Source organism: Tritonibacter aquimaris, from assembly GCF_009617595.1.
Classification (GTDB): domain Bacteria; phylum Pseudomonadota; class Alphaproteobacteria; order Rhodobacterales; family Rhodobacteraceae; genus Epibacterium; species Epibacterium aquimaris.
The window spans coordinates 75,250-88,758 of record NZ_WIXK01000002.1 but is presented as its reverse complement, the minus strand read 5'-3'; the positions used below and the strand labels follow the sequence as shown (position 1 = coordinate 88,758).

Sequence of the window (13,509 nt, the reverse complement as noted above, 5' to 3'; positions counted from 1 at the left end):
ATGTCCCTTTCTGAAATCACATCCCGTATTTCTGCAGTAGAAGCTGCGGCTGGCCGCACGGTGGGATCCGTTAAACTGATTGCAGTTTCCAAGGTGCAACCAAATGAGCGGGTTGAGGCGGTGCTTGAAGAAGGCCACCGCTGCTTTGGCGAAAATCGCGTGCAGGAAGCGATTGGCAAGTGGCCAGATTTTTCCGATAAATATCAGGATCTTGACCTGCATCTTATTGGACCGTTGCAGACCAACAAAGCACGACAAGCGATGGAGCTGTTTAACAGCATTCACTCAGTTGATCGCCCAAAACTCGCCAATACAATCGCGCGATTGGCGCAGGAAATTGGGAATTGCCCGGACCTGTTTGTGCAGATCAACACCGGCGAGGAAGAGCAAAAAGCAGGCGTGATGCCCAAAGACGCAGATGCGTTTGTTGCAGAATGCAAAGCGCTGGATCTGCCGGTGAAAGGCCTGATGTGCATCCCCCCGGTTGAGGAAGAGGCGAGCCTTCATTTTGCTCTCCTGGCGAAAATCGCAGCGCGCAACGGGCTTGAAGGGCTCTCCATGGGGATGAGCAGTGATTTTGAAAAGGCTATTGCTTTGGGGGCAACCCATGTGCGGGTTGGATCTGCGATCTTTGGCGCGCGGGTCAAGCCTGAGGAATAATTAACCGGCTACCAGCGCGCAGATTTTTGGCGATCCAATGCAGGTGCTCTCGCCGGAAGGCCACGCAACCCTCAGTTGGGTAGCCCGGCCTGCGCCATTGGTGAATAAAGATAGCTGAACCTCGGCCAGGGGTGGACACTGGCCAATTCCAAGCTGTCACCAGTACCAGATCATAAAGCGGGTCCGCCCTGAAAAGCCTCTCATGGCTATGATTGTACGGCCTGCGCACCATTTGATTGTACAGCGGGTCGTCCGCAGCATCGGACCAAAGATCACCTGGGCCGATCACTTCGGACATTGGCGAAGGCGCTGCCGTGCGATCTGCGCGGTGCAGCATGCCAACGATCTCATGCACACCACTTGGCGTGGCGCCATCACCTTCGCGTTTTGTGTTGGTGATGCCACCTTTGCCGATTGAACAGGGAAACAGGCGCCCCATAAAACGCACACCGCGCGGGGTTAGAACCAGGTCATATGGCGTCACAACATATGACCTGATTTCGCCGCTTTGGTCGCAAGGTAGTTTTCATTGAACGGGTTGAGGCCAACTTTCAATGGAACGTGCTCGGCGACAGCGATGCCGGTGCTTTCCATCATTGCGATCTTATTTGGGTTGTTGGTCAGCAATCGCACCGATGAGAACCCCAGTTCTTTGAGGATTGCAGAGCCAAGTCTGAAGTCGCGTTCATCGTCTTCAAAACCAAGGCGATGGTTTGCCTCAACCGTGTCAAAGCCTTGATCTTGCAGTGAATATGCACGCATCTTATTGGCAAGCCCGATGCCGCGACCTTCTTGGTTGAGGTAGAGCAATACACCCGTACCTTCTTCGCCCATCTGCGCAAGGGCACCCTGAAGCTGCGGTCCGCAATCGCATTTGAGCGAGCCCAGAACGTCCCCGGTAAAACAGGCCGAGTGCAGGCGTGACAGCACCGGCTTGTTGCGATCAGGTTGGCCAATTTCGATGGCATAATGCTCTTCGTTGCCGTCTTCGGGGCGGAAAATATGCAAACGTCCCGCCTGCGATGCCTCTATCGGAAGCCGTGCGGCGGCAACCGGGTGCAAGGGGGAGCTTTCATCTAGCAGCGGTGTCGTTGAGGCATGATCCAGCAGTGTCAGCCCATTGCTGGCCGCAAAGTCAGATGGGTTGTTGATCGTGACCAGCAGAGCAGAGGGTAGCAATCGCGCAGATTTTGTCATCGCGATAGCGAGCTGTGCCAGATTTGGCCGCCCGCTCCGCTGGCTTTGCAGTGGGCCTTTCATGGGGGATCGCAGATCGTCGCTTGGATCGGCCAAAGACTGGATCCAGCCCAGAGGACGTCCATCTGGCACAATCACGCGGCAGATGTCATCATCATAAACATTCGCTTTAAGTGTTTGCGCCCGGCGCGCGGTGAGCGCCAGGATCGGATTTCCCAGGGTGCGCATTTCAATCAACCGTTCCGTCGTCAGGCTTTCGACGGCGATTGCAAGAACAGCTGACGTTTCATCCTGAATCACAACAGGCAACCCCATGCGCAGATCAACGCGGGCACGGGCCAGCAGTTCGATCATGGTGGGCAATAGACTCATCAATTTGTCTCCGCGGTGCAACAATGCAATGATAGCTAGCTGTCCTTACGATGTTTGCAAGGAAAGTGAAATATTTCTACCACCACGGACACGTCGACGTGAGGGGAGTGACAGAAAGCTTGTCGATCACGGGCCGGCCCCGCATGTGTGATGAAAATGGAGGTTCGCCGATGGCACAATTGAAAAAGATCCTGCTGGTCGATGATGATGAAGACCTGCGCGAAGCATTAAGTGAACAGATGATCATGACCGAGGACTTTGATGTCTTCGAAGCTGAATCTGGCCAAACCGCAATGGAGCGCGTCAAAGAGGCGCTGTATGATTTGATCATCCTTGATGTTGGTCTGCCTGATACCGATGGGCGCGAACTGTGTCGCCTGATGCGCAAGCAAGGTGTGAAATCACCGATTCTGATGCTGACCGGTCATGACAGTGATGCTGATACCATTTTGGGGCTGGATGCGGGTGCCAATGATTATGTCACCAAACCGTTCAAATTCCCGGTACTGCTTGCCCGGATCCGGGCGCAGCTGCGCCAGCATGAGCAGTCAGAAGATGCGGTTTTTGTGCTTGGGCCGTATACGTTCAAACCCGCAATGAAACTGCTGGTGACAGAAGATGATCGCAAGATCCGTCTGACCGAAAAAGAAACCAATATTTTGAAGTTTCTCTACCGCTCCACAGATGGTGTGGTGCCGCGTGATGTGCTGCTGCATGAAGTCTGGGGCTACAACGCGGGTGTAACCACCCATACGCTGGAAACCCATATCTATCGTCTGCGTCAGAAGATTGAGCCCGATCCTTCCAACGCGCGCCTGCTGGTCACCGAATCTGGTGGCTACCGTCTGGTGTCCTAAATCGAGCGATATGCAAACCGCATAGAACCGCAGCTGTGTGTGCCATCCAGCTGCGGTTTTATTTTGTCAGGCGATGGCTGGCGAAATCACATCAAAACCGGCAGTATCGCGCAAAAGACAACATCAAGGATTTGGATCGCCCATGGCGTTTACATTGGCTACTTGGAATATCAACTCAGTGCGTCTGCGCTCGCCGATTGTGCAGAAATTGCTTCAGGAGGAAGGGCCGGACGTATTGTGCCTGCAGGAAACCAAATCTCCGGTTGATAAGATCCCGCTCGAAGATTTTGCAGCCCTTGGCTATGGCCACATGGTTGCGCGCGGCCAAAAGGGCTACAATGGCGTGGCAATCCTGTCGCGCCTGCCGATCGAAGAAGTGGCCAGCGAAGATTTTGCCTCATTGGGACATGCGCGCCACATCGCTGGTCGGCTGGAAAACGGCACCACCGTACATAATTTCTATGTGCCAGCGGGTGGGGATGTGCCGGATCGTGAGAAAAACGAGAAATTTGGCCAGAAGCTCGACTATCTTGCAGAGATGCGCGACTGGTTTACGCAGAATGCGCCAGAAAAATCGATTCTGGTGGGGGATCTCAATATCGCTCCGCGTGAGGACGATGTGTGGGATCACAAAAAACTGCTGAAGGTCGTCAGCCACACGCCCATTGAAGTGGAAAAACTGGCAGAAGTGCAGGATTCGGGAAATTGGGTGGATGTGACCCGTCAAGACATCCCCGAAGGAAAGCTCTACAGCTGGTGGAGCTATCGCGCGCGTGACTGGGATGCGGCCGACAAAGGCCGGCGTCTGGATCATGTCTGGGCCAGTAAAGATATTTCTAATGCGGCCCATTCAAGCCGGGTTCTGCGTGATGCGCGCGGTTGGGAAAAGCCAAGCGATCATGCGCCGGTGTTTGCGACGTTTGATCTTTAGGGAGCTCTCCCGCCCGTCGCTCAACAATTGAAATTGTCGAGCTCCCGTTGGGCCAAGCGCCGCGCAGATGCGCGGCGCATCAGTACTCCCACGCAGCGTAAGTGCTATCTGCGGCCTTCATATCCTGAAAGAGCCAGACCATGCGGTCTACGAACCAGAGCTTTGCCCCCATGGAGAGTGTTAACCCAAGCAGGATAAAGCCCGGATCCACTAGCCAAAGCCCGTAGATCCAGGGGATAAGGCCCAGACCTGCCAGCGTGCCAAGCGCCTGTGCCCAGCTCATATGATGGTCGGGTACGGCGATGTTTTTGTGATTGAGCAGCACGCGTTCGCCAAAGGTCGCGCGTGAGGCCCAGTTTTGCGTGCTATGCGGTACGCCAAAGGCGCGTGGGTTCCACCAGACCCAGAGGCAGACCAGCGCCACCAGCAGCACACATCCCCAGCCGAGCCAGATTCGCGACAGCACGGCAAGCGTCATCAGTGGCAGCACCGTCATACGGCTGTAAACGCTGAGCGGGTTGGCATGCCGCCGCCAGCTGGCATCATCCATCGCCATTGCCCGGCTGCTGAGATCAAGGATTTGCGCCCATCTTTTGGCCATTTCCCAACTCCCTCTTGGTTTCTGGACCATCTGCTTTCATATAGGGGGCAAGTTCCAAGTGGAGAGCAAGCAGATGATGGATATTCTGGGCACCCCCGCAGATGCGGTGGAGTTGATCAAGGACGTAAGCGAAGCAACCTTCATGCAGGATGTTGTGGATGCGTCGATGCAGACACCGGTGATCGTGGATTTCTGGGCACCCTGGTGCGGGCCTTGTAAAACCCTCGGCCCCATGCTTGAGGCGGCGGTCACTAAGGCCAAGGGCGCTGTGCTGATGGCCAAGCTCAATGTGGATGAGAACCAGCAGCTTGCTGCCGCACTGGCACAACAGGGCCTGCCGCTGCAGTCGATCCCAACCGTTGTGGCCTTCTATCAGGGGCGTCCGGTGGATATGTTTCAGGGCGCTGTACCACAGTCTGAAATCGAAGCCTTTGTAAAACGTCTGGCGGAATCTGCCGGTGGTTCCGCTGATGGCGGGCTGAGTGATGCGCTGGAAGCGGCTGAACAGATGCTCGAAGAGGGCGCGGTGGATGATGCGGCGCAGACATTTTCCGCAATCATTGGTGAAGATGATAAATCCGCAGGAGCCTACGCAGGTTTGGCGCGTTGCCACATTGCTGGCGGTGATCTCGATCAGGCCGAGGCGGTTTTGAACGGCGCACCTGCTGATATTGCAGAGGCCACTGAAATTGAGGCAGCTCGGGCGCAGATTGAATTGGCGCGTCAGGCTGAAAACGCAGGCCCCTTGGGTGATCTGCGGGCTAAGGTTGATGCGGCACCTGAGGATCATCAGGCGCGATTTGAACTGGCACAGGCGCTGCATGCTGCAGGTGATGCAGAAGAAGCGGTCAATGAGCTGCTGGAGCTGTTCCGCCGTGATCGTGAATGGAACGATGGCGCTGCCAGGGCGCAGCTCTTTACCATTTTCGAGGCGCTCAAGCCGAATGATCCGGTTGTTTTGAACGGCCGTCGCAAGCTGAGTTCAATGATATTTGCCTAATGGCGCAACCGCGCTAGAGTTCTTGGCATCATGATTAAGGCTGCTGATCTTCCTGACACGCTTGCCGTGTTTCCTTTGCCCGGGGCGCTGTTGTTGCCGCGGGCCCGTTTGCCGCTCCATATATTTGAACCGCGCTATCTGCAGATGTTTGAAGATGCGCTTAAAACGCGCGAACGGCTGATTGGTATGATCCAGCCTTGCCCAGGCAAAGAAGGTGCAGATGCGCTCCATCGCATTGGCTGTGCTGGCCGGATCACCCAGTTTTCAGAAACCGAGGACGGGCGTTATATGATCACGCTGTCGGGTGTGTCGCGGTTTCGCATGGATTGCGAGGTCAGCGGGTTTACGCCGTATCGACGCTGTAGCGTGCTCTGGTCGGGTTTTGATCGCGATCTTGGCCGTACCGAGGACGATGCGCGTTTTGATCGTGTGGCATTCATGGACCTTCTGGAGCGGTTTTTGGATGCGCGCAGCCTGTCTGCAGATTGGGACGCCTTGAAAGAAGCCGATGAAGAGCTGCTGATAAACTCCCTGTCGATGATGCTGGATTTTGAACCAGAGGATAAACAGGCGCTGCTCGAAGCGCCGTGCCTCGCAACCCGCCGCGAAACCCTTACAACCCTTATTGAATTCGCCCTGCGCGGCGGTACACACGAAGAGATATTGCAATGAGTGAAACCACAACCCCCGCCTTTGACCGCCGCATGTTAGAGGTGCTGGTCTGTCCGCGTACGCAGGGTCTTTTGGAATATGACGCCGAGGCACAAGAGCTTGTGTCTAAGGCAGCAGGACTTGCGTTTCCCATTCGCAATGGCATCCCGGTGATGTTGGTGGATGAGGCCCGCGCGCTGGAAGATTAACAAAACGCCCGCCAATGGCGGGCGTTGTTTTTAGATCGGTTTGCCTTGCAACAGCCGTGGCAGATCTCCGGTCAGCCCTGCGGCTTCGCGCATGAAATTGCGTCTAAGTGCTGGCACCGAATTCACCAATCCCATGCCAAGGTCGCGCCCTGCGCGCAGTAGCGGGTTATCGTTGGAGAACAGCCGGTTGAACACATCGGTTGCCGAGGCAAGCGTTGCGGTGTCAAACCTGCGCCATTGTTGATAGCGTTCCAGCACCAGCGGGCTAGCGATGTCTTCGCCGCGCCGTTTCGCTTCGGTGAGGACTTCGGCAAGCGCAGCCACATCGCGCAGGCCTGCGTTCAATCCCTGACCTGCAATCGGGTGCATGCCATGGGCCGCATCACCAACAAGCGCCATACGATCAGCAATAAAGCTATTGGCGATCGTGAGATTGAGCGGATAGGTGAAACGCTTGCCAACCAGACGAATATCGCCAAGAAAATCACCAAAGCTTGGACGGAGCGCGGCAAGAAACCCGGCATCATCCATTTGGTGAATTTCTTTGGCCCGCGCGGTGCGCTCGCTCCACACGATTGAGCTTTGATTGCCGGGCAGGGGTAGGATGGCCAAAGGCCCTGCAGGCATGAAATGCTGATGTGCGATGCCGCCGTGGGGCAGGTCATGTTCCAATGCACAAACCAGCGCGGTTTGGCCATAATCCCAGCCGCTGCGCTTGATGCCTGCACGGGCGCAGGTGCCACTGGCGCGCCCATCGGCCCCAACCAGCAGGGTCGCTTCAAAGGTTTCGCCAGTATCAAGGGTGACGGAAATGCAATCGCGGTCTGCCGCCTGCGCAACCACCCGGCAATCATTGTGCACCGTGATTGCTTCATGGGCATCCACCGCCGACATCAGCGCGCGGCGCAGGAAGCGGTCCTCGACCATATAGCCCATTGGGCCTTCTTCGATCTCAGTGTGATCAAAGTGCAGGAAAAACGGAGATGTCACCCGACCGGGGCCGCCGTCGCTCACCTTGATTTCATTCATGGGCTGGCTGTGGTCTGCCACGTCGCGCCAGATCCCTAGCTGTACCAGCAGTTTCTGGGAGGCCAGCGCCAGCGCATATCCGCGCCCGTCGAAACTGTCGTCTTCGCGCGCAGCCACTGGCAACGCGTCAATCACACGCACGCTATGGCCGTTTTGGGCCAGCGCCAGGGCCAATGCAGGACCGTTGAGGCCGCCGCCCACGATGATGATATCACTTCTCTGGGTCATGATGTGCAATATGCGCTTGTGGAGCGGTTTGTCCATGAGCCATGGTGCCTCTGGCGACAGATCTTCCCGAAAAACTATCAAAGGAGCGTGCAATGGAAAGCTGGTTGAAAATGAGCGCGGGGGATCTGGGTCGTGGAATTGCCGCAGGTGACATTTCTCCACGTGCTTTGACCGAGACCTATCTTGACGCCATCGCCGCCCATGACGCGCGCGACCGGATCTACACGGTTGTCACCAAAGAGCGTGCCCGCTCGGAGGCCGATGCAGCAGAAACCCGTGCGAAACTGGGGCAGCGCCGCTCATTGGTGGATGGGGTGCCGATCAGCTGGAAAGATCTGTTTGATAGTGCTGGCACAGCAACCGAAGCGGGCTCAGACCTGCTGAAAGGCCGGGTGCCCACACTGGATGCAACGGTTTTGCAGCGTGCAACAGCGCTTGGCGCGGTGTGTCTTGGTAAAACCCATATGAGCGAGCTGGCCTTTTCCGGCCTTGGCCTGAACCCGGTGAAAGAAACGCCGCCCTGCATCAATTTCCCTGATGCGGTTCCTGGCGGTTCATCCTCGGGTGCGGCGGCCTCAGTTGCGCATGGTTTGGCGGTTTGTGGGATAGGCTCTGATACCGGTGGGTCTGTGCGTATTCCCGCGGGTTGGAACGATCTCGTTGGGTTGAAAACCACATCGCGCCGGATATCGACGGATGGGGTTGTTGCATTGTGTCCTGAATTTGACACCATCGGCCCGCTTGCACGTACTGTGGAAGATGCAGCGCTTTATCTGGGGATGGTCGAGCAGGGGCAGAGCATTGATCTGAAAGGTGCGCGCCTTGATGGGATGCGGTTTGCGGCGCTTCAGACACTGGTTTTGGATGATCTTGAGCCAGAAGTGGCCGACGCCTATGCCCAAACGCTGAAACGCCTCGAGGCCGCAGGTGCACGTATCGAGCCGCTCGAGGTGCCAGAGGTCCACGATTCTGTTGCGTTGGAACGGATCCTATATACCACCGAAGCCTACGGCATGTGGAAAGAGCAGATAGAAGCCGCGCCTGAGCTGATGTTTGCAGAGATTCTTGAACGCTTCCGCGCAGGGGCTGAATATTCGGGCGCTGATTATGTCGCGGCCTGGGTCAAAATGCGTGAGATTCGCGGTGCATGGCAACAGGCCACGGCTGGATATGATGGCGTGCTGCTGCCAACCTCGCCGCTGTTGCCGCCAAACCTGAAACGTTTGATGGAGGATCACGCCTATTTCACCCACGTCAATATTTTGGCGCTGCGCAACACGCGGATCGGCAATATGATGGGGTCTTGTGGCCTTTCACTGCCCACGGGTTTCCCAAGCTGCGGGTTACAGGTTCTTGCCGCTCCGATGACCGAAGAGGCGCTATTGCGTGTTGGTGCCGCGATTGAATCCGCTCTGGCGTGATTACAACATCTCAAATGCACGCGCGTTGGGCGCTGGATTTTTTGATCTAGCGCCTATAACCTGTCAAAAACGGGGCGACATGATCCCGATCCGAGGCCTTTGATATGAATACTCCTGAGCGGTTTGCCAATCTGCCGACCTATGCGTTTCCGCGTTTGCGGGAGCTGCTTGACCATCACGCGCCCGGCGGCGACGTGGTGCATATGACGATTGGCGCGCCGAAACATGATTTTCCGGCCTGGGTCAGCGACGTGATCATGGAGAACGCGGCGCAGTTTCAGGGCTATCCTCCCAATGAAGGATCAGAGGAACTGTTGAGCGCGATTACCGCGTGGATTGATCGCCGCTACGGCGTGTCGCTGGATCCTCAGCAAAACGTAATGGCGCTGAATGGCACGCGTGAAGGCCTATATAACGCTGCGATGGCGCTATGCCCTGAGCAGAAGAACGGCCAGAAACCTGTCGTTTTGATCCCGAACCCGTTCTATCAGGTCTATATGGTGGCCACGCTTTCCATTGCAGGTGAGCCGGTGTTTGTACCAGCCACTGCGGAAACCGGTCATTTGCCGGATTATGCTAGCCTGTCGCCTGAGATTTTGAACCGTACCGTTGCGGCTTATATTTGCTCACCGGCCAATCCGCAGGGGGCTGTGGCCAGCAAAGACTACTGGCGGACGCTTTTTGCTTTGGCAGAAAAATACGATTTCCGCGTCTTTGCGGATGAATGCTATTCTGAAATCTACCGCGACCAAGCCCCCATTGGCGCGCTGACAGTGGCGCAGGAAATGGGCATCGATCCAGAGCGGGTCACCCTGTTCAATTCACTTTCCAAACGTTCCAATCTGGCCGGGCTTCGCGCGGGTTTTATCGCAGGTGGTCCAGACACCATTCACCGGGTGAAAAAACTGCGCTCGTATGCGGGTGCACCGATGCCTGCACCGCTACAGGCAGCCGCGGCGCGGGTTTGGGCGGACGAAGAGCACGTGGTTGAAAACCGCGCGCTTTATCAGGAGAAATTCCAGATCGCAGATGAGATCTTCGCGGACGTCGAAGACTACATATCCCCGAAGGCAGGCTTCTTTCTGTGGCTGCCAGTGCAAGACGGCGAAGCCGCGGCGCTGAAGCTTTGGAAAGAAACCGGCGTGCGGGTGATGCCCGGTGCCTATTTTGCGCAAGGCGAAGGCGCAGACAATCCGGGTACTGGATATATACGTGTCGCTTTGGTTGCGCCTGCGGATGAAACCCGCAAGGCGCTCAACGCGCTCAAAGGCTGTTTATACGGCTGACATACCCCATGGCGCTGCAGGCAATTTGCGCCGTGGGACAGATAAAACAACAAGGTCCACCAAGCTGTATTTAAACAGCAGGACCAGTGAATGAGGAACCGAGGTAGGCATGGCATTTCAAACGCGAGGCCGGGATCCGCTGCTGGATAGTGATATGCAGGCAGCTGTTGAAAAACGAGGCAAGGAGCTTTTTGGCTTCTTGCTTGTGCTTTTGGGTCTGGCAGTTGCCGCAATGATTGTCTCTTACACGCCAGAAGACCCCAATTGGTATGTGTCCACGGATACCCCTGCGCGCAATTGGATGGGTAGCTTTGGCGCGTCGATTGCCCATATTCTGTATCTTGGGCTTGGTTACGGTGCTTGGGCTATTGTGGTGCCGCCGGTGGTCTGGGGCGCGCGTTTCCTGCTTCACCGTGGCGAAGAACGCGCGGTGCCGTGGTTGCTGATCTCGCTGCTGTTGCCGATCGTTCTGGCAATCTACATGTCGACCCTACCGCCCGGCGCGGCCTGGAGCCAGGAACACAACAGTGGGCTTGGTGGGCTGATGGGGGATTTCTTCCTTGCCATGTTGCTGCTGCTTTTGCCCATCGCACCTATCGTTGGGGTGAAACTTCTGTCGCTTACGCTGGCGGTTGCGCTGTTTTTCCTGTCTGCCTTTAGCCTTGGGTTTACCCGCAGTGAGCTGGGCCGTTTTGCGCGTTTCCTCGTGGTTGGGGTTATCATGACCTATGGGACGCTGGCGTCACTGGTGGGGCGCGGAGCGTCGTCCGGTGTGGCCGCTGCAAAAGCTGCAAAAGAACGCCGCCAGGAACGTCTGCTGGAAGAACAGCAGCTGGCCTCTGATGAAATGGCTTCAGCTGATTCATTGATCGATGATGAGCCCTATGTGGATGAAGAGCCCAGCGTGCCAGCCAAAACGGGCCTCTTTGCCCGTGTTCCCAATCTGATCCGCCGCAGCGAGCCTGAAGAAGACGTTTTGGTCGAAACCGATGATGAACTGGAAGAGTTTGATGAGCTGCCCGGCGAAGATCGTATCTCGGCCAAGATCGCCAAAGCGGTGCAGGTCCGCCGCGCGGCAGATGTCCCGCCGGAAGAGGACCCAAATCTGCCGCTGACCAAAGGCCGGGGCAAACGGCCTGAGCCGCTGATTTTCAACCCGGCTGCAGATTTTGATACGGGCCGGGCCGAGCCGCCGGTGACCGCGGGATTGTCTGTGCCAGAAGCCCCCGAAGAGTACACGTTTACCGCAGAAGATCCGGTGGATGAGTATATTCAGGATGCGCCCGTGGCAGAGGCCTACGAAGATGATGAGCCTTTCGAAGACCCGATTTCGGAGCCTGCACCCCGTGTCAGCGCTCCGATTGTTGAGCTGCCCAAAGCAGAAGAGCGCAAGCCTGTGGTGCAGAAAACCATTCACAAGGCCGCCGCACAATCGGTACGCGCCAAGGCCGAAGCTGAACCACGCCTTGCGTTTGATAGCTCCGATAGCGATTTTGAACTGCCACCCCTGAATCTTTTGACCAACCCAACCAATATCGAGCGGCACGTGCTCAGCGATGAAGCGCTGGAAGAAAACGCCCGCATGCTCGAATCGGTGCTGGATGACTATGGCGTCAAAGGTGAGATCGTCTCGGTCCGTCCTGGCCCAGTTGTCACCATGTATGAGCTGGAGCCCGCTCCGGGTCTGAAGGCCAGCCGGGTGATTGGTCTGGCAGATGACATCGCGCGTTCAATGTCTGCGCTCTCTGCACGTGTGTCCACCGTTCCGGGCCGCTCTGTTATCGGGATTGAACTGCCCAATGAGCACCGTGAGATGGTCAGCTTCCGCGAGATCCTGTCGAGCCGTGATTACGGCGATGGCAATCAGGCGCTGCCGCTTGCCTTAGGCAAAGACATCGGCGGTGGTGCGGTTGTGGCAAACCTTGCCAAGATGCCTCACCTGCTGATTGCGGGTACCACGGGTTCGGGTAAGTCGGTCGCGATCAACACCATGATCTTGTCGCTGCTTTATAAACTCAGCCCGGATGATTGCCGCCTGATCATGATCGACCCCAAGATGCTGGAACTCAGCGTCTATGATGGTATCCCGCATCTGCTGTCACCGGTTGTGACCGATCCGAAAAAAGCGGTTGTTGCGCTGAAATGGGTCGTGGGCGAGATGGAAGATCGCTACCGCAAAATGTCCAAAATGGGCGTGCGCAATATCGCGGGCTATAACGGCCGGGTCGAAGATGCTCTCTCCAAAGGGGAACTGTTCAGCCGCACGGTTCAAACCGGTTTTGATGATGACACCGGTGAGCCGGTGTTTGAAACCGAAGAGTTCGAACCCAAGAAACTGCCCTATATCGTTGTGATCGTGGATGAAATGGCAGACCTGATGATGGTTGCAGGTAAAGAGATCGAAGCCTGTATTCAGCGTCTTGCACAGATGGCGCGTGCCTCTGGTATTCACCTTGTGATGGCGACACAGCGCCCGTCGGTGGATGTGATCACCGGCACCATTAAGGCAAACTTCCCCACCCGGATCTCGTTCCAGGTGACTTCCAAAGTCGACAGTCGCACCATTCTGGGTGAGATGGGCGCGGAGCAGCTCCTGGGGATGGGTGACATGCTTTATATGGCAGGTGGCTCCAAAATCACCCGTTGTCATGGCCCGTTCGTTTCAGACGAAGAGGTTGAAGAGGTTGTGAACCACCTCAAACAATTTGGCCCACCCGATTATGTTGGTGGTGTGGTTGAAGGCCCGGATGATGAGAAGGCGGGCAATATCGATGCGGTGCTTGGCCTGAACACTGGCGGCAATACCGGCGGCGAAGACGCGCTGTATGATCAGGCGGTGGCGATTGTGATCAAAGATCGCAAATGTTCCACCTCTTACATCCAGCGCAAGTTGGCGATCGGTTACAACAAAGCGGCGCGCCTTGTTGAACAGATGGAAGACAACGGTCTGGTTACCCCTGCAAACCACGTGGGCAAACGCGAAATTCTTGTACCTGAGCAGGAAGTTTAACCCTGCTCACCACGCCCCATGCGCGAGTTTAAGCCGACAGGCTTTCATTCGCGCCGG

At 56.5% G+C, this 13,509-nt stretch carries 13 protein-coding genes; 9 read left to right on the top strand and 4 right to left on the bottom strand.

Annotation, left to right across the window (positions count from 1 at the left end; all coding sequences use genetic code 11):
* The gene (locus GG681_RS03980; RefSeq protein WP_153545349.1) at window positions 1-660 is read left to right on the top strand and encodes a YggS family pyridoxal phosphate-dependent enzyme; all 660 of its coding nucleotides are present in this window, start codon (window positions 1-3) and stop codon (window positions 658-660) included.
* Here the strand turns inward: GG681_RS03980 and GG681_RS03975 are convergent.
* Window positions 644-1,144: a L,D-transpeptidase family protein gene (locus GG681_RS03975; RefSeq protein WP_328593255.1), complete on the bottom strand. Its 501-nt coding sequence runs from the start codon at window positions 1,142-1,144 to the stop codon at window positions 644-646. The genes GG681_RS03980 and GG681_RS03975 overlap by 17 nt on opposite strands.
* Window positions 1,141-2,229: a GTP cyclohydrolase II gene (gene ribA, locus GG681_RS03970; RefSeq protein WP_153545347.1), complete on the bottom strand. Its 1,089-nt coding sequence runs from the start codon at window positions 2,227-2,229 to the stop codon at window positions 1,141-1,143. Before ribA ends, GG681_RS03975 begins: the two co-directional genes overlap by 4 nt.
* Window positions 2,230-2,399: 170 nt before the next feature.
* On the opposite strand from ribA, the gene GG681_RS03965 reads away from it, so the two are divergent.
* Together GG681_RS03965 and xth are read left to right on the top strand one after the other, a co-directional pair.
* A complete protein-coding gene (locus GG681_RS03965; RefSeq protein WP_153545345.1) occupies window positions 2,400-3,086 on the top strand; it encodes a response regulator transcription factor in 687 nt (228 codons plus the stop codon).
* 142 nt (window positions 3,087-3,228) lie between these two features.
* Window positions 3,229-4,017, top strand: a complete 789-nt coding sequence (xth, locus tag GG681_RS03960; protein ID WP_153545344.1) for an exodeoxyribonuclease III — start codon at window positions 3,229-3,231, stop codon at window positions 4,015-4,017.
* Window positions 4,018-4,096: 79 nt separating this feature from the next.
* Here xth and GG681_RS03955 read toward each other — a convergent pair whose 3' ends face one another.
* Window positions 4,097-4,618 carry a DUF6653 family protein gene (locus GG681_RS03955; protein ID WP_153545342.1) on the bottom strand — a complete coding sequence of 174 codons (522 nt, stop codon included), beginning with the start codon at window positions 4,616-4,618 and terminating at the stop codon, window positions 4,097-4,099.
* A gap of 73 nt (window positions 4,619-4,691) precedes the next feature.
* On the opposite strand from GG681_RS03955, the gene GG681_RS03950 reads away from it, so the two are divergent.
* From GG681_RS03950 to GG681_RS03940, 3 genes are read left to right on the top strand one after another with little or no spacing between them, the layout of a single operon-like run.
* Window positions 4,692-5,618, top strand: coding sequence for a thioredoxin family protein (locus GG681_RS03950; RefSeq protein WP_153545340.1), 927 nt, complete (start codon window positions 4,692-4,694; stop codon window positions 5,616-5,618).
* 30 nt (window positions 5,619-5,648) lie between these two features.
* Entirely contained in the window at window positions 5,649-6,290 is a 642-nt protein-coding gene (locus tag GG681_RS03945) for an LON peptidase substrate-binding domain-containing protein (protein ID WP_153545338.1), read from the top strand.
* A complete protein-coding gene (locus tag GG681_RS03940; RefSeq protein ID WP_153545336.1) occupies window positions 6,287-6,478 on the top strand; it encodes a Trm112 family protein in 192 nt (63 codons plus the stop codon). Before GG681_RS03945 ends, GG681_RS03940 begins: the two co-directional genes overlap by 4 nt.
* 30 nt (window positions 6,479-6,508) lie before the next feature.
* Here GG681_RS03940 and GG681_RS03935 read toward each other — a convergent pair whose 3' ends face one another.
* Window positions 6,509-7,735, bottom strand: coding sequence for a UbiH/UbiF/VisC/COQ6 family ubiquinone biosynthesis hydroxylase (locus tag GG681_RS03935; RefSeq protein WP_153545334.1), 1,227 nt, complete (start codon window positions 7,733-7,735; stop codon window positions 6,509-6,511).
* Between the two features lie 92 nt (window positions 7,736-7,827).
* Between GG681_RS03935 and GG681_RS03930 the strand changes: the two genes are divergently transcribed.
* From GG681_RS03930 to GG681_RS03920, 3 genes are all read left to right on the top strand, one after another.
* Window positions 7,828-9,156, top strand: coding sequence for an amidase (locus GG681_RS03930; RefSeq protein ID WP_153545332.1), 1,329 nt, complete (start codon window positions 7,828-7,830; stop codon window positions 9,154-9,156).
* Window positions 9,157-9,260: 104 nt separating this feature from the next.
* On the top strand, window positions 9,261-10,442 hold the full coding sequence (locus tag GG681_RS03925; RefSeq protein ID WP_153545330.1) for an aminotransferase class I/II-fold pyridoxal phosphate-dependent enzyme: 1,182 nt from the start codon (window positions 9,261-9,263) through the stop codon (window positions 10,440-10,442).
* A 109-nt stretch (window positions 10,443-10,551) separates the two neighbouring features.
* Complete coding sequence (locus tag GG681_RS03920) at window positions 10,552-13,452, top strand: DNA translocase FtsK (RefSeq protein ID WP_153545328.1); 2,901 nt, start codon at window positions 10,552-10,554, stop codon at window positions 13,450-13,452.
* Window positions 13,453-13,509: the final 57 nt, after the last annotated feature.

Bases quoted from the DNA above. Each gene is read 5' to 3' on its own strand.
- GG681_RS03980 (WP_153545349.1), top strand. From the start codon at position 1: ATGTCCCTTTCTGAAATCACATCCCGTATTTCTGCAGTAGAAGCTGCG.
- ribA (WP_153545347.1), bottom strand. From the start codon at position 2,229: ATGAGTCTATTGCCCACCATGATCGAACTGCTGGCCCGTGCCCGCGTT.
- GG681_RS03965 (WP_153545345.1), top strand. From the start codon at position 2,400: ATGGCACAATTGAAAAAGATCCTGCTGGTCGATGATGATGAAGACCTG.
- xth (WP_153545344.1), top strand. From the start codon at position 3,229: ATGGCGTTTACATTGGCTACTTGGAATATCAACTCAGTGCGTCTGCGC.
- GG681_RS03955 (WP_153545342.1), bottom strand. From the start codon at position 4,618: ATGGCCAAAAGATGGGCGCAAATCCTTGATCTCAGCAGCCGGGCAATG.
- GG681_RS03950 (WP_153545340.1), top strand. From the start codon at position 4,692: ATGATGGATATTCTGGGCACCCCCGCAGATGCGGTGGAGTTGATCAAG.
- GG681_RS03945 (WP_153545338.1), top strand. From the start codon at position 5,649: ATGATTAAGGCTGCTGATCTTCCTGACACGCTTGCCGTGTTTCCTTTG.
- GG681_RS03940 (WP_153545336.1), top strand. From the start codon at position 6,287: ATGAGTGAAACCACAACCCCCGCCTTTGACCGCCGCATGTTAGAGGTG.
- GG681_RS03935 (WP_153545334.1), bottom strand. From the start codon at position 7,735: ATGACCCAGAGAAGTGATATCATCATCGTGGGCGGCGGCCTCAACGGT.
- GG681_RS03930 (WP_153545332.1), top strand. From the start codon at position 7,828: ATGGAAAGCTGGTTGAAAATGAGCGCGGGGGATCTGGGTCGTGGAATT.
- GG681_RS03925 (WP_153545330.1), top strand. From the start codon at position 9,261: ATGAATACTCCTGAGCGGTTTGCCAATCTGCCGACCTATGCGTTTCCG.
- GG681_RS03920 (WP_153545328.1), top strand. From the start codon at position 10,552: ATGGCATTTCAAACGCGAGGCCGGGATCCGCTGCTGGATAGTGATATG.